Here is a 20964-nt window from a genome sequence, read left to right on the forward strand (position 1 = left end):
GAATGCGCTCTCTGACCCTGCACCTGAAAATCCTGATCACCATTCTGGTGGTGCTGGGCATTTCGGTTACCGCCTACCAGATTTTCGTGTTGGGTATCCCCGTGACCGAGGACGCCACCGACGACCTGTGGAACATCGACGCCAAGGTCGAGTTCGTCGCCAGCCCCAAGGACCCGGTGAAAATCTCGATGTTCGTGCCGCCGCTGAGCCGCGACTTCGTCAGCCTCAATGAAAGCTTCATCTCGAACAACTATGGGGTGAGCGTCAACCGCACCGACGGCAACCGCAAGGTGACCTGGTCGGCACGCCGGGCCAAGGGCAAGCAGACCCTGTATTACCGCCTGGTGCTGACCAAGCGTTACAGCGGCGAAAAGGTCAAGGTCAAGGGCCCGACCTTCCGCGACAGCATTGCCGTGGACGGCCCGGAAAAAATCGCCGCCGAAGCCTTGCTGGCGCCGATCCGACAGCACTCGGCCGATGTTGAGACATTTATCGGCGAGGCCATCAAACGCACCAACAACCTCAACGACGATAACGTGAAACTGCTGCTGGCCGGCGATCCGTCGACACCGCACAAGGCCCGGATCGTCGAACTGCTGCTGTCGATTGCCCATGTGCCGATCGAAAAGGTGCACACCATCCGCCTGGTGGCTGACCAACCGCAAACGCCTGAGCTGTGGCTGCGCAGCTTCAATGGCAACGACTGGCTGTACTTCAACCCGGAAACAGGTGAACAGGGTCTGCCGGCCGACCGCCTGCTGTGGTGGACCGGCGATGAAAACCTGATCACGGTAGAGGGCGGCAAGAAAGCGGCCGTGACCTTCAGCCTGAACAACAGCGAAATGAACGCTATTCGCCTGGCCAAGCTGACCGATGAGAACACCGACGCCAACTTCCTCGAATACTCGCTGTACGGCCTGCCGCTGCAAACCCAGCAGACCTTCATGATCATGGTGATGATCCCGATCGGCGTGCTGGTGATTCTGATCCTGCGCAACCTGATCGGCCTGCAGACCCTGGGCACCTTCACCCCGGTGCTGATCGCCCTGGCGTTCCGCGAGACGCAACTGGGCTTCGGCATTGTGCTGTTCACGATCATCACGGCGCTGGGCCTGTCCCTCAGGTCGTACCTGGAACACTTGAAATTGCAGATGCTGCCGAGGCTGTCGGTGGTGCTGACCTTCGTCGTGGTGCTGATTGCGGCCATCAGCCTGTTCAGTCACAAGCTGGGGCTGGAACGCGGGCTGTCGGTCGCGCTGTTCCCGATGGTGATTCTGACCATGACCATCGAGCGGCTGTCGATCACCTGGGAAGAACGCGGCGCCAACCATGCGTTTAAAGTGGCGATCGGCACGCTGTTCGCCGCAACCCTGGCGCACCTGATCATGAGCGTGCCGGAACTGATCTATTTCGTGTTCACCTTCCCGGCGATCCTGTTGATCCTGGTGGGTTTCATGCTGGCCATGGGGCGTTATCGCGGTTATCGCCTGACCGAACTGGTGCGCTTCAAGGCATTCCTCAAGGCTGATTCATAATGTTCGGCCTCTGGAAAACCTGGAAGGCCCTGGAAGCACGGGGAATCATGGGCATCAACCGGCGTAACGCCGACTACGTGCTCAAGTACAACAAGCGCAGCCTGTATCCGGTTGTGGATGACAAGATCCTCACCAAGGAACGCGCCATCGCTGCCGGCATCCATGTGCCGGAAATGTACGGGATCATTTCCACCGAGAAGGAAATCGACAAACTCGACGAGATCCTCGATGGGCGCAGCGACTTCGTGATCAAGCCGGCCCAGGGCGCCGGCGGAGACGGCATCCTGGTGGTGGCCGACCGCTTTGAAGGGCGCTACCGCACGGTATCCGGCAAGTTGCTCAGCCATGAGGAAATCGAACATCAGATTTCCAGCATCCTCACCGGCCTGTACTCCCTGGGCGGCCACCGCGACCGCGCACTGATCGAATACCGCGTAGTGCCCGACCAAATCTTCAAAAGCATCAGCTACGAAGGCGTGCCGGATATCCGCATCATCGTGCTGATGGGCTACCCGGTCATGGCCATGCTGCGCTTGCCGACTCGCCAGTCGGGCGGCAAGGCCAACCTGCACCAGGGCGCGATCGGCGTAGGTGTCGACCTGGCGACCGGCGTGACCCTGCGCGGCACCTGGCTGAACAACATCATCACCAAACATCCCGATACCACGAATGCAGTGGACGGCGTACAACTGCCCTACTGGGACGGCTTCATGTCACTGGCCGCCAGCTGCTATGAGTTGTGCGGGCTGGGTTACATCGGCGTGGACATGGTGCTGGACCAGGAAAAAGGCCCGCTGATCCTTGAACTCAATGCCCGGCCTGGGCTGAATATCCAGATCGCCAACGACTGCGGGCTGACCCTGCGTACCCATGCGGTAGAAGCGCGGCTGGAAGCATTGAAGTCAGCCGGCGTGGTGGAAACCCCGCAGGAGCGGGTGCAGTTCGTGCAGGAAATGTTTGGGCATATTCCACCGGTTGAAGGCTAAATGCTGACTTGTTCCGTACACCCTCTGCCCTACCGGGCCAACCCCGCCGAGTATTTTGCGGCGATTCGCCACGCGCCAGGCGCCGTGCTGCTGGACAGCGGCCGACCGGCGGCCGAGCGTGGGCGGTATGACCTGCTCAGCGCGTGGCCCCAAGCGACGTTGACGGTATTACCTGACGAACGTGGTGACGGCTTCCTGCAGCGCTTGCGGAAAAATCTTGGGCAATTAGGTCGGGCAGAGCTGCCTGCCGGTTATGAGCTGCCCTTTGCCGGTGGGCTGATCGGCTACCTGAGCTATGACTTTGGCCGGCATCTCGAGCAAATGCCACACCTTGCGGCGGATGATTTACACCTGCCGGACGCGCGCTTCGGCCTGTATGCCTGGGCGTTGATCAGTGACCATCAGGTGCAAACCAGCCAGCTTGTGTTTCATCCGACCCTGGCCGACAGCGAGCGACAACGGTTGATCAGCTTGTTCGGTCAGCCGGTGGCCGAGAAACCGGCGACCTTCACACTGCAGGGCCCCATGGCGCCCGACCTCACCGCCGAGGCTTACCGGCAGGCCATCGTGCGCATTCAGGATTACATCCAGGCCGGCGACTGCTATCAGGTCAACTTTGCCCAGCGCTTCCGGGCGTCGTGCGCGGGCGACCCGTGGGCCGCTTACTGCGCGCTGCGCGAAGCCTGCCCGACCCCCTTCTCGGGTTTCCAGAGCCTGCCGGACGACGGCGCGGTCCTGAGCCTGTCGCCCGAACGCTTCGTGCACATCAGCGAACGCCGGGTCGAAACCCGCCCGATCAAAGGCACTCGCCCCCGTGGCTTGACGCCCGAAGAGGACGCCGCCAACGCTGCCGAGTTGCTGGCCAGCCCCAAGGATCGCGCCGAAAACCTGATGATCGTCGACCTGCTGCGCAACGACCTCGGCCGCACCTGCCGCACCGGCTCGGTGAAAGTGCCGGAGTTGTTCAGCCTGGAAAGCTACCCCAACGTGCACCACTTGGTGAGCAGCGTCACGGGTGTGTTGGCCGACGACAAAGATCCCCTCGACCTGATCGCCGGCAGCTTCCCCGGCGGTTCCATCACCGGCGCCCCGAAGATCCGCGCCATGCAGATCATCGACGAGCTGGAGCCGACGCGCCGCGGCTTGTACTGCGGCTCGCTGGTGTACCTGGACGTGCGTGGCGAGATGGACAGCTCCATCGCCATTCGTAGCCTGTTGGTCAAGGATGGGCAGGTGTGCTGCTGGGGTGGCGGTGGGATTGTGGCCGACTCGCAGTGGGAAGCGGAGTATCAGGAGTCGCTGACGAAGGTGCGCGTGCTGCTGCAGACGTTGGAAGCGTTGTAACGACTGGACCGGCTCTATCGGGAACAAGCTCGCTCCCGATAGAACCCTTGGGCACGCTGAATAACCTACAGGCTCAACGCCCGATTCGACGCCTTGATAAACGCTTTCTTCAAATCCTCAAACGTATGCACTGCCGGGAACTGCGGGAACTCACGCATCACGTTTTCCGGCGCGTGGAACAGGATCCCGCAGTCCGCTTCGCCCAGCATGGTGGTGTCGTTGTAGGAATCACCCGCGGCAATCACGCGGTAGTACAAGCTCTTGAAGGCCAGTACCGACTGACGCTTGGGATCTTTCTGGCGCAGTTGGTAGCTCACCACCCGGTCGTTCTCATCAGTGATCAGACGGTGGCACAGCAAGGTCGGGAAGCCCAGCTGGCGCATCAGCGGTTGGGAGAATTCGTAGAAGGTGTCCGACAGGATCACCACCTGGAAACGCTCGCGCAGCCAGTTGACGAACTCGATGGCGCCGTCCAGCGGCTTGAGCGTGGCGATCACTTCCTGGATGTCGGCGAGCTTGAGCCCATGCTCGTCAAGGATACGCAGGCGCTGCTTCATCAGCACGTCGTAGTCGGGAATGTCGCGGGTGGTGGCCCGCAGGGATTCAATACCGGTTTTTTCGGCGAAGGCGATCCAGATTTCCGGAACCAGCACCCCTTCCAGGTCAAGACAGGCAATTTCCACAAGACACTCCCATTGGATGTTATTGGTTGAGCGAGCAAAAGGACTGCCGAACTCTAGCGATTCAAGCTCGTCGCCGCAACGCAGGGTGGATTTGATACCATCACCCCCCTATAGAGCGCTCAGCGCCACTGACCTGTAGGAACCGTCCTGATGAACCCAGCCTTCGACGTCGCCGAACTCGCCGCGACTTATGCCAACAAATCCGCCCAGGATATTCTCAAGCTGGCGTTCAGCCAGTTCGGTGATGACCTGTGGATCTCCTTCAGCGGTGCCGAGGATGTGGTGCTGGTCGATATGGCTTGGAAGCTGAACAAGAACGTCAAGGTGTTCAGCCTTGACACGGGCCGCCTGCACCCGGAGACCTACCGGTTCATCGAGCAGGTGCGCGAGTTCTACAAGATCGACATCGAATTGATTTCGCCGGACCAGAGCAAGCTTGAGCCCTTCGTCAAGGAAAAGGGTCTGTTCAGCTTCTACAAGGACGGCCATGGCGAGTGCTGCGGCGTGCGCAAGATCGAGCCGCTGCGCCGCAAACTCGCAGGCGTGCGGGCATGGGCCACCGGCCAACGCCGCGACCAGAGCCCCGGCACCCGTAGCCAGGTGGCCGCGCTGGAAATCGATAGCGCGTTTTCCACGCCGGAGCGCACCCTGTACAAGTTCAACCCGCTGGCCCAGATGACCAGCGAGGAGGTCTGGGGTTACATCCGCATGTTGGAATTGCCTTACAACAGCCTGCATGAGCGCGGTTTTATCAGCATCGGCTGCGAGCCCTGCACCCGTCCCGTATTGCCTAACCAGCACGAGCGCGAAGGCCGCTGGTGGTGGGAGGAAGCCACGCAGAAGGAATGCGGGCTGCATGCCGGGAATATCATCAGCAAGGCCTGAGGGGCGGTACGACCAACTCGGTGGGGAGCGGGCCTGCTCGCTCCCACATTGGTTTCGTGTTGGCCGCCGAATGTGTACACACAGATGTAACCATCGGTGCCATTTATGTGTGCAGTATTTCTTGATCAGCACCATAACGTAACACCTCTATCCATCCGCCATTTCCCGTCTCGTACCAATCCTCTCCCACAGAAAAATAAATAGCTGTTCAAACGGTCAGTTTATATCGCTTTAAATTCAGCTAGTTATTCCATGAACCTGCAAAAAAGAAATTATCCGCCGTTTTCATAGAGCGAAAACTGGCACGCATGTGGCTTAAGGTGAAATAGGTTTTGTATACAATAAATACAAAATATACATACACTTTGCCATCCGCGGCTCGCTCGCAGATGCGCTGGAGCCTGCCGGAATGCGTACAAGTCTTTCCAACAACATCGCACTGGATCTGCCCTCCTCCGCCCTGAACCCCGAGGCAATCAGCCCCGGTCCCTTGGTCCTCAGCCCACGCCTGCACAACAAGGACCTGGCGCCCACCAAGGCCGAAGGTCGACGCTGGGGGCGCTACAGCATCTTTGCGCTGTGGACCAACGATGTGCACAACATCGCCAACTATTCGTTTGCCATCGGCTTGTATGCGTTGGGGCTCGGTGGTTGGCAGATCCTGTTGTCCCTGGGCATCGGCGCGGCGCTGGTGTACTTTTTCATGAACCTGTCGGGGTTTATGGGCCAGAAGACAGGTGTGCCGTTTCCGGTGATCAGCCGTATCAGCTTCGGCATCCATGGCGCACAGATTCCCGCGTTGATTCGGGCCGTCATTGCGATTGCCTGGTTTGGTATCCAGACCTACCTGGCGTCGGTGGTTTTCCGCGTACTGTTGTCGGCGATTCATCCAGGGTTTGCCGACTATGACCACAACTCGATCCTTGGCCTGTCGACCCTGGGCTGGGTGTGTTTTGTGACCATCTGGTTCGTGCAACTGGCGATCCTGGCGTATGGCATGGAAATGGTGCGCCGTTATGAAGCCTTCGCCGGGCCGGTGATTCTGGTGACGGTGGCCTCATTGGCCGGCTGGATGTACTTCCAGGTCGGCGGCAGCATCGCCTGGTCGATCCGCGAGCCGCTGAGCGGCGGCGAGATGTGGCGCAATATCTTTGCCGGTGGCGCGTTGTGGCTGGCCATCTACGGCACGCTGATCCTCAATTTCTGCGACTTCGCCCGTTCCTCCCCCTGCCGTAAGACCATCCTGGTGGGCAACTTCTGGGGCTTGCCGGTAAACATCCTGGTGTTTGCCGCGATCACCGTGCTGCTGTGCGGCGGCCAGTTCCAACTCAATGGCCGGGTGATCGAAAGCCCCACCGAAATCATCGCCGCCATTCCCAATACGTTCTTCCTGGTGCTGGGCTGCCTGGCTTTCCTAATCGTCACCGTGGCGGTGAACATCATGGCCAACTTCGTCGCTCCGGCCTTCGTGTTGAGCAACCTGGCCCCCAAGTACCTGAACTTCCGTCGCGCCGGGCTGATCGCCGCCACCGTGGCGGTGCTGATCCTGCCGTGGAACCTCTACAACAGCCCGCTGGTGATCGTGTATTTCCTCTCGGGCCTGGGCGCGCTGTTGGGACCGTTGTACGGGGTGATCATGGTCGATTACTGGCTGATCCGTAAAAGCCAGGTGGATGTGCTGCAGCTGTACAGCGAAGATCCGAACGGCGCTTATTACTACAGCCATGGGGTCAATTTGCGCGCAGTAGCGGCGTTCATTCCTGCGGCAGTGATCGCGATTGTGCTGGCGCTGTTACCCGGCTTTTCCGGCGTCGCCCCCTTTTCCTGGTTGTTTGGCGCCGGTATTGCAGGGCTGCTGTACCTGCTGATCGCCAAGCGCCAACCGTTCTACGCCGATGTCAGCGGCGAGAGCATTGCAGTCGATAACGTCAGTCACTAATGCAAGGACATTCCATGCGTATCCTCGTGGTCAACGTCAACACCACCGAATCCATCACCGACACCATCGCTCAACAAGCGCGAGCCGTGGCTTCGCCCGGCACCGAGATCGTCGGGCTCACGCCCTACTTCGGAGCAGAGTCAGTGGAAGGCAATTTTGAAAGTTATCTGGCGGCCATTGCCGTGATGGATCGGGTAATGGCCTACGACCAGCCGTTCGACGCGGTGATTCAGGCCGGTTACGGCGAGCACGGCCGCGAGGGCTTGCAGGAGTTGCTGAATGTGCCGGTGGTGGACATCACCGAAGCGGCCGCCAGCACCGCGATGTTCCTCGGCCACGCTTATTCGGTGGTGACCACCCTGGACCGTACCGTGCCGCTGATCGAAGACCGCCTGAAACTCGCAGGCTTGTACCAGCGTTGCGCCTCGGTGCGGGCCAGTGGCATGGCGGTGTTGGAGCTGGAAGAAAACCCGCTGGCTGCGATGGAAGCCATCGTGCGCCAATCGGAACTGGCCATCAGCCAGGACAAGGCTGAAGTGATCTGCCTGGGCTGCGGCGGCATGGCCGGGCTGGATGAACAGATTCGCCAGCGCACCGGCGTGCCAGTAGTGGATGGCGTGACGGCGGCGGTGACGATCGCCGAATCGCTGGTGCGACTCGGTTTGTCGACGTCGAAGATCAGGACCTATGCAACGCCGCGGCCGAAGAAGGTGATCGGCTGGCCAGGCAGGTCCGGACGCTGAAGGTCTACTGTGGGAGCGCGCTGAACTGCCGTGCCAAGCCCTGCTCGGCAAACTGTTCGATGATGAAATCCACGAATGCCCGGGTCTTGCCGGGCAGCAGTTTGTGTTCGGCGTAGTAGAGGGAGATGTTGCCGTCGTCAACGTACCAATCGGGCAATACCCGCACCACTTCACCGCTGTCGAGGAACGGCAACGCCATCGGCATGCTCACCAGCGCAATGCCTAAACCCTGGGCACTGGCGCAACAGGCCGCTTCGGAGTCGCTCATGGTCATGCCGGGCTTGAGCACCAGTGGGCGATGCTCGCGCTCCAGGCTGGTGAGTTGCCAGGAGCGCACGCGGCCAGTTTGCGGTGAACGGATCAAGATGCCGCTGCACCACGCCAAATCCTCGGGAAGCAACACTGGCGGACGTTGTGCCAGGTAGCCCGGCGCAGCCACCAGCACCCGATGAGCCGGCGTCAGCTTGCGCGCGACCACCCCTTGGGGCAGTTCGAATCCACCCCCGATAGCCGCGTCAAAACCCTGGCCAATCAGATCGACCTGGCGATTATCAAAATGCCAGTCCGGGCTGATATCCGGAAAGCGCTGCATGAATTGGCCCAACAACGGCACGATGTACCGATTACCGAACACCGTGCCCATGCTGACCTTGAGCGTGCCCACCGGGCGCCCTTCTGCACTGGCCAGGTTGGCCACGGCGTTTTGAATGGTGGTGAGGCTGGCGCTGACTTCCTCGAGAAACCGCTTGCCGGCTTCGGTCAGGGTCAGGCGCCGCGTGCTGCGCTGGAACAAGCGCACCCCCAGGCGCGCCTCCAGCTTGGCAACACTTTTCCCCACCGCGGCCGGGGTCAGGCTCAGGTGCCGGGCGGCTTCGGCAAAACTGCCGCCTTCAGCGCTGCGCACGAAGCATTCGATACTGCCAAAGCTCTCCATATCGACCCACTCTAAACTTTTGGTTTACACAGACTATAGCAATCACGGTCTACCGGGCTGGATGGCTGAGGTCGATACTCGGCTCCAACACCAAGGCATCCCGCCTTGAACAGCTCGGAGATCGACATGACCACTCAAAACCTCAGCGGCAAAGTCGCCTTGATTCAAGGCGGTTCCCGCGGCATCGGCGCCGCCATCGTCAAGCGCCTCGCCGCGCAAGGTGCAGCCGTCGCCTTTACCTACGTCAGTTCGACCGCCAAGGCACAAGCCTTGCAGAACAGTGTGATCAGCGAAGGCGGCAAAGCCTTGGCGATTCATGCCGACAGCGCTGACGCCACGGCGATACGCCAGGCGGTCAACACCACCGTCGAAGCCTTCGGCGGCCTGGACATCCTGGTGAACAACGCTGGCGTGCTGGCCATCGGGGCGCTGGAGGATTTCACCCTGGAAGATTTCGACCAAACCCTGGCAATCAACGTGCGCAGCGTATTTATCGCGACTCAGGAAGCGGCCAAACACATGAAAGAAGGCGGCCGGGTGATCAACATCGGCAGCACCAATGCCGATCGCATGCCGTTTGGCGGCGGCGGGCCGTATGCCATGAGCAAATCAGCGCTGGTGGGGCTGACCAAAGGGTTGGCGCGGGACCTGGGACCGCGTGGCATCACCATCAACAACGTACAGCCTGGGCCGGTGGACACCGATATGAACCCGGCGGACAGTGATTTTGCGGAAAGTCTGATGGGGCTGATGGCAGTGGGACGGTATGGGCATGTGGAAGAAATCGCCAGCTTTGTGGCTTATCTTGCAGGGCCGGAGGCTGGGTATATCACCGGTGCCAGCCTGAGCATCGATGGTGGTTTCAGCGCCTAAGCAACTGCGGGAGGAGCACCGCTCCTCCCCTATTGTTTTGACTGTGCTTATTCAAGACATGGGTGGCAAACCATAAGCCGCCAAATCAAAGTCCGCGAGTTTGCGAATGATCTGGTCGGCATGCTGGTACTTGCTGTCGGCCATGGCTTCATCCGGCACGGCGATGGCGGTCATGTTGGCGGCTTTGGCGGCCGTGACACCGAACGGCGAATCTTCGAACACCAGGCAATCCCCGGGCGCGACGCCCAGGCGGCGGGCGGCGGTGAGGAAGATGTCCGGTGCGGGTTTGGCGGCGCCGACTTCCGGGTCATCGGCCGTGACGATGGTGTCGAACAAACCGAACCACTCGCGGTGCAGCGTGGTCTTGTGGCCAAACGAATTGCGTGACGAACTGGTGCCCACCGCGATCGGGATATTGTGTGCTTTCAAATGCCGTACCAGCGCTTCGGCACCGGGCATGCCCAAAGCCTTGGGGAACCGCTCGCTCATCAACGGTTCGCGGATGGTCAGAAATTCAGCCGGTGTGATCGGCAAGTCCAGTGCCTTGACCACGTAATCGGCCAGGTCCTGGGCACCGCGACCGATAATGTGCTGCTTGATGCCCCAATCATAGGTACGCCCGTAGCGTTCGGCGATGATCTGCGTCACTTCGGTGTAGATGCCTTCAGTGTCCAGCAACAACCCGTCCATATCGAATATCACGGCCTTGATCGGACCGACAGCGGTATGCGGTGCATTCATCACAACAGAACCTGGGGGAAGGACTAAAAGGATTCAGCACAATAACGGCCACGCTTGCCGGCAGGCAACCCTTTAGACTGTGCGCCTTTTCTTTGGAAGTGCCTGCAATGCTCTACCGTCTGGCTGCCGACAGCCTTGTGCTGTTCCATCTGAGCTTTATTCTGTTCGTGCTGTTCGGTGGCCTGCTCGCCCTCAAATGGCGCTGGGTAATGTGGCTGCACCTGCCCGCCGTAGCCTGGGGAATCGCAGTGGAGGTGTTGCACATGCCCTGCCCGCTGACCCGCTGGGAAAACCTGTTTCGCCACCTCGCCGGGCAAGAGGGCTATGGCGCCGGCTTCATCGAGCACTACCTGCTCACGCTGATCTATCCCGCGGGCCTGACAGCGAACATTCAATGGGTACTGGGTGCGGTCGTGGTGCTGATCAACCTCACCGTGTACGCGCGCTTGATCAGGCGCGCTTAGGCAGGCAGCCCAAGTCGTCCAATGTGGCCTCCACCGCCTGTTCCAACGGCGTGTGAGGTTCCTTGCCCAGAACCTCGACCAGGCGCTGGTTGTCCATGCGCAGCGGCGTGCGCCAGAGGTAACGCATCTCCTGCATCTCGCGGAAGGTGACGACGAAGGGCGCCGCCAACGTCAACAACCACCATGGGAACGCTCTCACGCGGGGCAGGCGCCCCGTCCTGCGTAACACCACGCGTTGGATGGCCGCGCTCATCTGCGTGCCGTCGGTATCGACATGGCCGGCCATGTGAAAACTGGCGAACGCCTCCAGGGTGGCGCGGCGCTCAAGCAACTTGACCATCGTGCACGCTACGTCCGGCAGATAGGCCCACTGATGCAGCAGGCCACGTGCGCCCGGATAACTTACTTTGGTAACCGGTTGCCCCGGTTTGAGCAGCCCCATGGAAAACCAGCTGTTGGCCGCGCGGGCACCGAAAAAATCCCCGGCACGCACGACCAGCACCCGCGCGCCCTGTTGGGAGGCCTCCAGCAAACGTTGCTCCAATTGCACACGAATCGCGCCCTTGCGCGTCTGCGGGTGCTGGGGCGAATCCTCGTGCAACACCGGAAACGCATCCGGCCCGAAGTTATACACCGTGCCCGGCAACACGATGGTCGCGCCCTCGGCGATAGCCGCCGCGATGGTGTTATCGATCATCGGCAGCACCAGCCCGGCCCAATTACGATAGCCCGGCGGGTTGACCGCATGGACGATCACCTCACAACCACGCGCCGCCGCCAGCACTTCCTGGCGATTGAGTGCGTCACCCTTGAGCCAGGTGAGGCCAGGGTTTTGACGTCGGGCCTTGTCGACATCCCGGGTCAACGCACGCACGTCCCAACCCGCCGCCGCCAGTTGCCGCGCCACTTCGCCACCAATGCCGCCGGTTGCACCCATTACCAGAACCTTGCTCATCACACGCTCCCACGTTGGTTGTTGAGCGCATTCTGTTACCGGCCCTGCTATAGAGGAATTGTCGAAGACCCACCAGTCGCTATACATTTATGCATGGCATCAACTATTGGCTGGGAGCTTTACCGGTCGTTCCTGGGTGTACTCAAGGAAGGATCGTTGTCGGGGGCCGCGCGGCTGCTCGGCATCACGCAGCCTACGGTGGGTCGGCATATCGCTGCGCTGGAGACTGCGTTGGACGTGGTGCTGTTCACGCGTTCACCGGCAGGACTGCTGCCGACGGCGGTCGCTCACACCTTGCGCGCCCACGCCGAAACCATGGAACGCACCGCAGCTGCCCTTGAGCGCGCCGCCTCTTCCCACGGCGACGAGGTGCGCGGTGTCGTGCGGATTTCCGCGAGTGAGGTCGTCGGTGTGGAGGTGCTGCCGCCGATCATCACCCAGTTACGCCATGAGCATCCACACCTGCGGGTTGAACTGGTACTGACCAACCGCCTCAGCGACCTGCTGCAACTGGAAGCCGACATCGCCGTGCGCATGGTCCGGCCCAGTCAGGAGCAACTGCTGGCAAGGCGCGTGGGGTTGATAGAAGTGGGCCTGCACGCACGCGATGATTACCTGCAACAACATGGCGTCCCCCTTCACATGCAAGACCTGGCCAACCATTCGGTGATCGGCTTCGACCAGGAAAACGCCTTTATCCGCAGCCTGGCCATCAAGGGCTTCGAACGCACGGCCTTCGCCCTCAGCAGCGACAGCGACCTGGCACAACTGGCCCTGATCCGGGCCGGTGCCGGTATCGGTGGCTGCCAGGTACAACTGGCCAAGCGCGATCCGCGCCTGCGCCGAGTGCTGCCGCAGGTTTTCGCGCTCAAACTGGACACCTGGGTGACCATGCATGAGGACCTGCGCAACAGCCCACGCTGCCGGGTAATGTTTGATGCCTTGGTGACCGGTTTGCAGCGTTACGTACAGGTTTGAGACAGCTTCGCTGGTGAAGAATCAAGCTTCCCTCATTCCGTGCGCAGGAGCCCCCATGTCCGAAGCCTTCGAAGTCCCCAGCCCCCACGAAAAACACATTGAACACACCACCGAACATGCCCACGGCCGCGGTGACAATTTCGCCAGCCGCATTGCCGTGATGACCGCGCTGATGGCCACCCTCGGCGCCATGCTCAGCTACCAGGCCGGCTCCACCGAAAGCGAAGCGGCGATGGACAAGAACAACGCCGCCATCATCAAGACCGAAGCCGCCAACCAGTGGAATTACTACCAGGCCAAATCCAGCCGGCAAAACCTCGCCGAACTGGCCGCACACATCCCCGGCGTCGATGCGGCGCACTACAACGACGAAGTGCAGCGCTACAAAAGCCAGAAGGAAGAAGTGCGCAAACAAGCCGAAAAGCTCGAGGCCACTTCACGGGAATGGGATCAGAAATCCGAAGAAGCACTGCACCAGCATCACCGCTGGGCCCAGGCGATGACGGCGATCCAGATTGCGATTTCGTTGGCGGCGATTACCTTGTTGACGCGGCGGGAGTGGTTGAAGCGCATGTCCTATGCGGCGGCGGGTGTGGCGGTGGTGCTGGGTAGCCTGGCGTGGCTGCATATCTGATCTGAGGCGGGCGGTACGACTCTATAGCCAACAGCCCTCCTGCAAAACTTTGTAGAATCGCGCTGAAAAACCCATAGGATCGCGGAAGAGCGGCCCTACAGCCACGTCTACGAAAACTTGCTCGCCTGAGCCGTTAAGGATAATCAATGGAACACTCTACCGAATTTCCCGTACTGCTTTTTTCCTACGGCACCCTGCAAGACAAAGCCGTACAACTGGCCAACTTTGGCCGGGAACTCGCCGGACAGCACGACGCTATGCTGGGCTACTCCCAAAGCTGGGTAGAAATCACCGATCCCGCTGTGTTGGCGGCCAGCGGCAAGACCCACCACCCCATCGTCGCTCCCACCACGGAAAACGGCCGCAGCGTAGAAGGCATGGTCTTTCAGATCAGTGAGCAGGAACTGGCAGCCGCGGATGCCTATGAAGTGTCGGACTACAAGCGTGTCTCGGTGCCGTTGGTATCCGGCCTGACAGCCTGGGTATACGTGCAGGCGTGAAAGCGAAACCTTTGGTTGGCGGATTTCAATCTGCCATCTGAGCGATTAGAGTATCGCGCCCCTGGGAAATTGGATCCCGGGATTGAGTTCATGGAGTTATTGAGTGAAGTACGTCAGTAAAGTGGTTGCAGCAGCAGTTCTGGGTTTCGCCCTTGCAGGTTGCACCGGTACCGCGATCAAATCCCCGCAATACGACAGCAGCCAATACACCGTTTTGGGTCACAGTGAAGCCAGCGCCACCGGCATCATGCTGTTCGGCGTTATCCCGATCGGCCAGAACAGCCGTTTCGTGCGCGCGCAGGACGCTGCTATCAAGGCCAAGGGCGGCGATGCGTTGATCAACACCCAAGTGCAAGAAAACTGGTTCTGGGCCTGGGTACTCAGCGGTTACACCACCAAGATCTCGGGTGATGTGATCAAGCTGAAAACTGCGCAATAAATGATTGTGAAATAGTCAAAATCGCCAGGGCTCAGGCCCGAGCGCGATGGATCATGGGCCATACCTTGAGGGTGGTCCATGAGCCTCAGTATCTTTTCGATGTGCGTCATCGGCACAGGCATTAAGGGGTAGCGTTTTCACGGAATGTAACAAGGCCGCTTCATGGCCGCCCTGAAAACATAGTTCGTTCAAGCGTGGTCGCCCCTGTAACCTTTACGCTCGTACTCCCAGCCCTTGCACGCCCACGCCAATCCCACATGCTTGGGAATCAAGGCAGAATCCTACACTCCGTTCAGAAACATCAGCCTCCCTCTTGAAAATCGCCCAACCTATAGTCGCTCGGTCGCTCGCATGTCGATCGGGTTTGGCGACTCGACAATAATCGACAGAGACGTCATGGCGTATATGCGGGATGCCTCTGTGCGCAATGAGCTGCTCAACGGTAGCTGTGCGCGGGAGACCTTCGGGTCTGCCGGTTTTCCGATTGTCCCGGTTCGCCAACCTGCGTACAGCTGCCCCCCTTTTGTTTGGCGACCAATGTGTGGTTGCTACTCTCTGACAACCGGAGTTTCACCCACCCATGAGCCAGTATATGGCTCTTGCCCCCGCCCTTTTGTAGATACGGCTGCACCTCTGTGGCGTCGTTCTCAGCGCGCTCAATACAACCTAAATGCTTCTCCACGCGTTGGCGCGCTAGCGTAGGAAGATTGATGCCGTGCAATTGCGTAGCTGCCCATGGGGCGCTTCCTTTCCGAATGGGTTTCAATGCGTAAAACCACTGTAGGGGGTGGTGGTTTTCACCGGCACAAAAAAGGCCCCCACACCTAGCTTAGGTGCGGGGGCCTTTTGAACATAAGCGGTGTTATTAGAATTAGAGGTGCGCTGATATGTGCTCACCTACCTCTAACTGGGCAGGAAAGCGTGCGACGAAACAAGTGCCAGTTTCAACGTTAGATACCACACTCAAACGCCCGCTGTGTGCTGCCGCGATCTCAGAAGCGATGTACAGCCCAAGCCCTAATCCTTCTCCCCTGGCCGCGATTTCAGAGCGAGTGAAGGGGTGAAATAATAAGGGTATCAACGCTTCGCTAATTGGCGGTCCCAGATTCGCAACAGATATAACAATTTCAGGCCCTTCTGAGAATGCTATAACCGTTATGGGTGCAGAGAGCAAACCATGGCTAATAGCGTTAACTACAAGATTCGAAAGCATCTGGTTGATACGTAAAACGTCACAGTAGACTCCGGCAGGAATGTCTAACGAGGTAACTAAATTGGCGCTGGGATGTGAAAGCTTAATTTCATCAAGTGTCATCTCTAACGTGTATTTCAAATCATCTACAAGTGTGCGTCGCACCGGTATACCGCCACCCAGTCTTCCCCTGGACATGTCAAGAACGTTCTCGATCAGCATGCCCATTTTCACTGAGCTGGTGCGTATTGCAGAGATCAGCCTTAAAAGGCTCACATCGCTCGTTTTGCTCTGTAACAAATCTGCGCTCATCCGAATAGCGCTCAAAGGAACTCGCAGATCGTGGCCCAATACTGCAACAAACTGCTCGTGCAATTTTTTATCAGTCTGAGCGTGTGTCAGTTCTAATTTCGATTCTTCTAACAAGCGCTGAACGTCAAGGCTCGCTGCGATTAGCTTTGCGAACGAGGATAAAGTTTGCGTGATCGCCGGGTCATCAAGATCTGCAGGTATAGAATCAATAGCGCAAAGCGTTCCAAAAAATTCACCATTCGACGTGATAATTGGAATCGAGACGTAGCTCTCTAGACCATAAGTCCGGGGCGTATGATGTTGAGACCAAATCGTATGTGCACTAGCTCTCCCGAAAATGACAGGTTTTCTGTGCTGCCTAATCTCATGGCAAATCGTAGAGTCAAGCACTAGCTCTCCACCTGGCATTAAACCGAAGTCGATAGAGTCGTCTACTGCGCAAGCGATCCATTTTTTGTCTGTGACCCTGGCAACGGCCGAAAACCGCATGCCGGTTAGATTTTTAACCATGCTCAGGATCATGGGTACGGCTTCAATGCGCTGGATTGCTGCCACTGAGGACATGTGTTCTGCGTGGATCATAAAGCCGCCCGTATACCAAGGTCCGAGTTGACGCGCTGCCCTGTTGTGCAGCGACGACGTGTAGCAAGGGTTTAAACGAATGCCAGCTATACGTGATGCGTTGATTTTATTCTTGCGGGTAGCGCTTCCCTTGCGTTTCTGAACGCCGGTCACAACCAATGGCCTGGTCTTCGCTTACCAAATTATCTCGATGATAGCCCGCATCCGGCAGACACAGACTCCGCACCAGAAGGAAGCGCCCGTCCCATGCTGGTCCCATGGCGCTATTTTTTGAACGTAAAAACCACAAACCCCCGACTTTCTCTAGGAAAATCAGGGGTTTGCGTTTACTTAATGTGGCGGTGAAGGAGAGATTCGAAACTACCCGCAAAGTCACTTTCATTATGCAAGTACCCGGTTTACGCGGGCTCCAGCGATGCTCCCTCTCCAAAAAAACGGCGCTCTCAGTCCCATGGCAGTCCCATGGCTTTTGCACCAAGTTAGTGCGCGAGGGTTGAAAGGGGGTAAAAAACGGCAAGCCGACCGGTTTATGTTGAGGCATGGGAAAAAGGTAATATTGGTAATACGCTTGATAAAAAAGGTAAAAACCCTTTAATTTCAATAGCTTGATAGATATTTAGAAAGGTAATAATTTAGTAATTTATAGGTTAGGTCATTACCTTTTCCTCGGGTAATTCCTGACAAGCTCAATCCCCAGCAAAACAGGGCACTTGGGCAAATATTACCTTTGCCATTACCAAATATTACCCCTCGAGGTAATACCTCAAACCCACGGACTACCTGGGCTGCAGCTGCTATAGAGCCTTACCTAACCAAAATTACCTTTTTCCCAGCCCTGGTTCCAAAATAGCCGTCTGTGAGGCGAATCCTGCAGCTTGAGGCTAGTCTGAGAGTTCACTATAGGAACCTTCATATGGCGCATGAATATTCGCTCTCAGATGTGCTTGAAAGGATGTATGAGAATCAGTTGGCACTTGAAGCAGCTGTGATGGAGATCACCCTACGCCTGGAACAACAAGGCTCAGCAGAGGTAGCTGAAAACGTGCGTGGGGCCTTAGAGGCAATCGGTGAGAATGCGGGGCATATCAAGCAAGGCTTGGCACGCCTGAAAAGGTCAGGAGCCAGCTAAGGATGCGAGACAAATTGTGAAATGTTCCAATCTCGACGAGGCCCACACGTTTCGTGGCGTATGGCAGCTTTCGGCCTCTTCGAAGACCGCTACACACGGTGAGAAAAAAGATCTATCTCATTTCGGAAAATGCCCGTATTCCTATATTTTCTTCTCTTTCGACCAATGAACCCGGGGCCTCCAACCCTGCCCCGTTCATGATCGCCTGCTACGTCGCTGTGCGACCGCCCTGCACTTCTCTTCAAATCTTTGCAATCCGTGAAACTGCCGGTTGCCCGTAGAGCGTCCCGGCTCGCCTGGGCTGCCGGTTCGTTTGCACTACATCTGGGCTTGCACAAAAAAAGGACGCAAACCCCGTCGGCGGGAGGGGGATAAGTGGTTTCCATTCGATTTTTTTCATCAGCATGGGCCATTCGTCTTCCCTCCATAAAAAGGAAAGAAAATGTCGAACTACCTATTTACAGACATGTGAAGGCAGGCTGAGTTGCTGACCCAAATATGGCCTGAGCGTCGCTATTGGTGACCAAGGCAAGGCCATAGATCTCGCTCAGCGGAAGAATTCCCCCTGACTGACCTTGCAATTGCAATACTCTATGGAGCCTGAGGCATGAGACATGCCCGCAAAAAGCCAGCCCGCCTGTCGATCTGCGCATCCCATGAATAGTATTGAGTTCCCTTCGAAAGCGACTGACTTGAAAAGAAACTGCTTTTTTTGGTATTTCAGGCATGGGTAGCGAAGAAACAAGGCGTCCAGAGCTAGAATTTTTCGAAAAGGTAGTCTAAAGTCGAAACTTTATGTACTGCGGTGGTAAGTGAGGACAACAGACTGTCTCTCATAGTATGACATTTGCATTGCTGCGCAAGAATCTATTTGGGGTTAGTGCTTGAACAGAATTAAGAAATTAGCATTTTACAACTCACCGCAAAAAGGTGCTGAGTCTGTAATTTCTGTGGACGCAAAAAAGAATATTCTAGTTCTTACCGGCTATAACGGCTCAGGAAAAACTCGAATATTAAATATGATCCATGAGTCCATCTCCTTAGTTCGTGATTACAATTATGAAACCCCATACGATCAATGGGTAGCGGAAATCCTGCTTACCGGCCAACACGGTGACATACGTCTGCGCACCGTAAAGCTAGAAAGAAATACTTTCGCAGCAAAAGAAGGGGATGACGAAAAGCTCACAAAAATACTCAATACCGAAGAGCATCTGAGAGATATTTTTGTTAAAGCAGACAGAGTAACATCGCCTAAAAAAAACTCAGAACTGATGCGTAAAGCCAACGACAACGATGGCTTAGACGTAATTTGTATAGCGGGACTTAAGGGTCTAGGCAATGATGTAGATTCTTTTAGGAACAACATAGAGAGCGTCCTCTTTATAGATGACAGATTGTTTTTTAGCTACAAGAGAGAACTTGACGAACTGGTCTTTGATTCCGCCCCAAATATCGACAAGACTTTATACATTCTCATCAATGAATTCGTATCGAGCGTAGCTAGATCGTCAATTCCAGAACTGACCAAAGATATAGTTGAGAACTCTCTCAGAGAGTTGTTTGACGAATACCTCAAAAAAAATAAGAAAAACGAACTACCAAGCTTTGACATAGTCAAGTCTCAGCTAAAACTTCAGTTAGCAGAAAAAATGGCTAAAGAAGGGATCAGCTTTGTAGGAAAAAGTGATTTTTTTGACAAGATCAATAGGTTTTTTATTCAAACTCATAGAACATTAATATGGGATGATAAAAAATTCTTCTTATTGAGACTTAAAGATGAGACTTGTGTAGGCTGGTCAGATTTTTCAAAGGGTGAAAAAACCCTGCTTGCAATTTTACTGATCACTTACCTATACAAAGATCGCGCTATTTTCACTTTCGATGAGCCGGACCTGTCACTTCATATAGAATGGCAGGAAATGCTTTTCCCTGTTCTTCGAGAAATAGCTCCAAACACACAGTTCATTATTGCCACGCATTCACCTGCTCTAGTGCTCAACACCAATTCCGAGCAAGTTATTAACTTGGCAAGTCTAGGAAGGGAAGCCGACATATAATGGACTTTGAAAAACAAACTTATGGCTTTAAGTTTAAGTCTTCTTGGGCTAAAAAGAAGGCAAACTTCAATAGCGATGGTTCATTACGAAAAACTGTAATTGTCTGGGTCGAGGCTGACGACGACAAAAAGTTCTGGATGAAATTTCTTAGTGATAACTTGAACTACCAGTTCACGTTCAAGCAGCCGGATGAAGCAGAAGCTGCTGACGACAAGACCGCAAATGGTTGCAACAGAGTATTGAGCTTAATTGAAAACGGCGATATAGAGCTTTCTGAACTTCAGATATCCTGTTTGGATAGCGATGACTGCTTTATAAAAAGCTTCTTGGCCGGTCATATCCCTAACAAGCCAACAAGCGATTTCATACATTACACAAACGTATACTCCATTGAAAATGCGATTCTTGAACCTAATCATTTAGATCGCACCTTTGAAGTTATTATATCCCAGCCTTGCCGTAATTTATTTGTTCCCCCGTCTGAATTTCTACTAGACCTATCCACGCGACTATTCTCTTGTTACAGCAAATTAAATTTCTTTGATGTAAACACTAACGACAGAAATTTAATTAATAGCATACGTGCTAGATTCTACTCATCGATAGGCAGCCTTGGTGCATTAGACGTAACCAAGAGCTACACTAAAACAAGACTTTTTTTAGATTTCTGCTCAGAGCTTGATAATTTAACAACATTAATTGATCAAGAACTAATCAAATCAAATAAAACCGCCGATTACTCAGAATACGAAGAGAAACTACTAACAGCTAATATAACGCCAAACAACATCTATCTATTTGTCAAAGGACATAAAGTTTTTGACTTGGTGATTGCGGTCTTTTCAAGCGTATCCAAGAAACATAAATCAGCAGCCCAAGCGAGAATTAGAAAAATTTACGAAAACCCAAGATCGGAGATAAATAAGCTTAATAATAGCTGGCAAGACTATGGCCCTTTAGTGTTTGGCGCATTTTGCATTAGTGAGGTCAACGTAGACTTTTTATCAAAAACTCGCGAAAATTTAGCTACCATTTATGCTTAAGCAAAGCCTACGC

20 protein-coding genes are annotated in these 20964 nt (G+C 56.0%); 15 read left to right on the forward strand and 5 right to left on the reverse strand.

What is annotated here, in order from left to right; all coding sequences use genetic code 11:
- Window positions 1-2: 2 nt before the first annotated feature.
- Genes EXW71_RS08295 through pabB form a run of 3 tightly spaced genes read left to right on the forward strand, consistent with a single transcriptional unit; the run spans window position 3 to window position 3865 of the window.
- On the forward strand, window positions 3-1535 hold the full coding sequence (locus EXW71_RS08295) for an inactive transglutaminase family protein (protein ID WP_134657017.1): 1533 nt from the start codon (window positions 3-5) through the stop codon (window positions 1533-1535).
- Window positions 1535-2521 carry an alpha-L-glutamate ligase-like protein gene (locus EXW71_RS08300; protein WP_123715389.1) on the forward strand — a complete coding sequence of 329 codons (987 nt, stop codon included), beginning with the start codon at window positions 1535-1537 and terminating at the stop codon, window positions 2519-2521. Before EXW71_RS08295 ends, EXW71_RS08300 begins: the two co-directional genes overlap by 1 nt.
- Entirely contained in the window at window positions 2522-3865 is a 1344-nt protein-coding gene (gene pabB / locus EXW71_RS08305) for an aminodeoxychorismate synthase component I (protein ID WP_134657018.1), read from the forward strand.
- A 65-nt stretch (window positions 3866-3930) separates the two neighbouring features.
- Here the strand turns inward: pabB and thrH are convergent, their stop codons facing one another.
- Window positions 3931-4548 carry a bifunctional phosphoserine phosphatase/homoserine phosphotransferase ThrH gene (gene thrH, locus EXW71_RS08310; RefSeq protein ID WP_123715387.1) on the reverse strand — a complete coding sequence of 206 codons (618 nt, stop codon included), beginning with the start codon at window positions 4546-4548 and terminating at the stop codon, window positions 3931-3933.
- 150 nt (window positions 4549-4698) lie between these two features.
- Here thrH and EXW71_RS08315 point away from each other — a divergent pair, with 150 nt between their 5' ends.
- The 3 genes from EXW71_RS08315 to EXW71_RS08325 all read left to right on the forward strand — a co-directional run bounded on the left by EXW71_RS08315 (window position 4699) and on the right by EXW71_RS08325 (window position 8115).
- Window positions 4699-5433 carry a phosphoadenylyl-sulfate reductase gene (locus tag EXW71_RS08315; RefSeq protein ID WP_123715386.1) on the forward strand — a complete coding sequence of 245 codons (735 nt, stop codon included), beginning with the start codon at window positions 4699-4701 and terminating at the stop codon, window positions 5431-5433.
- A 409-nt stretch (window positions 5434-5842) separates the two neighbouring features.
- Entirely contained in the window at window positions 5843-7372 is a 1530-nt protein-coding gene (locus EXW71_RS08320) for an NCS1 family nucleobase:cation symporter-1 (RefSeq protein WP_134657019.1), read from the forward strand.
- 14 nt (window positions 7373-7386) lie between these two features.
- A complete protein-coding gene (locus EXW71_RS08325) occupies window positions 7387-8115 on the forward strand; it encodes an aspartate/glutamate racemase family protein (protein WP_123715384.1) in 729 nt (242 codons plus the stop codon).
- Window positions 8116-8119: 4 nt separating this feature from the next.
- Here the strand turns inward: EXW71_RS08325 and EXW71_RS08330 are convergent, their stop codons facing one another.
- Window positions 8120-9049, reverse strand: coding sequence for a LysR family transcriptional regulator (locus tag EXW71_RS08330; RefSeq protein ID WP_134657020.1), 930 nt, complete (start codon window positions 9047-9049; stop codon window positions 8120-8122).
- 126 nt (window positions 9050-9175) lie between these two features.
- Here EXW71_RS08330 and EXW71_RS08335 point away from each other — a divergent pair, with 126 nt between their 5' ends.
- Window positions 9176-9922 carry a 3-oxoacyl-ACP reductase family protein gene (locus tag EXW71_RS08335; protein ID WP_134657021.1) on the forward strand — a complete coding sequence of 249 codons (747 nt, stop codon included), beginning with the start codon at window positions 9176-9178 and terminating at the stop codon, window positions 9920-9922.
- Window positions 9923-9973: 51 nt separating this feature from the next.
- Here EXW71_RS08335 and EXW71_RS08340 read toward each other — a convergent pair whose 3' ends face one another.
- Complete coding sequence (locus EXW71_RS08340; RefSeq protein WP_123714285.1) at window positions 9974-10663, reverse strand: HAD-IA family hydrolase; 690 nt, start codon at window positions 10661-10663, stop codon at window positions 9974-9976.
- Window positions 10664-10770: 107 nt separating this feature from the next.
- On the opposite strand from EXW71_RS08340, the gene EXW71_RS08345 reads away from it, so the two are divergent.
- Complete coding sequence (locus EXW71_RS08345) at window positions 10771-11127, forward strand: DUF2784 domain-containing protein (RefSeq protein ID WP_134657022.1); 357 nt, start codon at window positions 10771-10773, stop codon at window positions 11125-11127.
- Here the strand turns inward: EXW71_RS08345 and EXW71_RS08350 are convergent.
- Window positions 11114-12082 (reverse strand): NAD(P)H-binding protein, encoded by a 969-nt coding sequence (locus EXW71_RS08350; RefSeq protein WP_134657023.1) that lies wholly within the window; start codon window positions 12080-12082, stop codon window positions 11114-11116. The genes EXW71_RS08345 and EXW71_RS08350 overlap by 14 nt on opposite strands.
- A gap of 93 nt (window positions 12083-12175) precedes the next feature.
- Here EXW71_RS08350 and EXW71_RS08355 point away from each other — a divergent pair, with 93 nt between their 5' ends.
- From EXW71_RS08355 to EXW71_RS08370, 4 genes are all read left to right on the forward strand, one after another.
- Window positions 12176-13060, forward strand: coding sequence for a LysR family transcriptional regulator (locus EXW71_RS08355; protein ID WP_134657024.1), 885 nt, complete (start codon window positions 12176-12178; stop codon window positions 13058-13060).
- 55 nt (window positions 13061-13115) lie between these two features.
- Window positions 13116-13694: a DUF4337 domain-containing protein gene (locus EXW71_RS08360; protein ID WP_060756253.1), complete on the forward strand. Its 579-nt coding sequence runs from the start codon at window positions 13116-13118 to the stop codon at window positions 13692-13694.
- A gap of 146 nt (window positions 13695-13840) precedes the next feature.
- Window positions 13841-14194, forward strand: coding sequence for a gamma-glutamylcyclotransferase family protein (locus tag EXW71_RS08365; protein ID WP_134657025.1), 354 nt, complete (start codon window positions 13841-13843; stop codon window positions 14192-14194).
- Window positions 14195-14297: 103 nt separating this feature from the next.
- Window positions 14298-14633 carry a hypothetical protein gene (locus tag EXW71_RS08370; RefSeq protein WP_010563783.1) on the forward strand — a complete coding sequence of 112 codons (336 nt, stop codon included), beginning with the start codon at window positions 14298-14300 and terminating at the stop codon, window positions 14631-14633.
- 871 nt (window positions 14634-15504) lie between these two features.
- Here EXW71_RS08370 and EXW71_RS08375 read toward each other — a convergent pair.
- Window positions 15505-16872 carry a GAF domain-containing sensor histidine kinase gene (locus tag EXW71_RS08375; RefSeq protein ID WP_256657092.1) on the reverse strand — a complete coding sequence of 456 codons (1368 nt, stop codon included), beginning with the start codon at window positions 16870-16872 and terminating at the stop codon, window positions 15505-15507.
- A gap of 760 nt (window positions 16873-17632) precedes the next feature.
- Here EXW71_RS08375 and EXW71_RS08380 point away from each other — a divergent pair.
- From EXW71_RS08380 to EXW71_RS08390, 3 genes are all read left to right on the forward strand, one after another.
- The gene (locus tag EXW71_RS08380) at window positions 17633-17848 is read left to right on the forward strand and encodes a hypothetical protein (RefSeq protein ID WP_134657026.1); all 216 of its coding nucleotides are present in this window, start codon (window positions 17633-17635) and stop codon (window positions 17846-17848) included.
- Window positions 17849-18732: 884 nt separating this feature from the next.
- Window positions 18733-19908: an AAA family ATPase gene (locus EXW71_RS08385; RefSeq protein WP_134657027.1), complete on the forward strand. Its 1176-nt coding sequence runs from the start codon at window positions 18733-18735 to the stop codon at window positions 19906-19908.
- Window positions 19908-20951: a DUF4435 domain-containing protein gene (locus EXW71_RS08390; protein WP_134657028.1), complete on the forward strand. Its 1044-nt coding sequence runs from the start codon at window positions 19908-19910 to the stop codon at window positions 20949-20951. Before EXW71_RS08385 ends, EXW71_RS08390 begins: the two co-directional genes overlap by 1 nt.
- Window positions 20952-20964 lie beyond the last annotated feature (13 nt).

The sequence above is a fragment of the Pseudomonas sp. BCA17 genome (assembly GCF_004519405.1).
In the GTDB taxonomy this organism is placed as follows: domain Bacteria; phylum Pseudomonadota; class Gammaproteobacteria; order Pseudomonadales; family Pseudomonadaceae; genus Aquipseudomonas.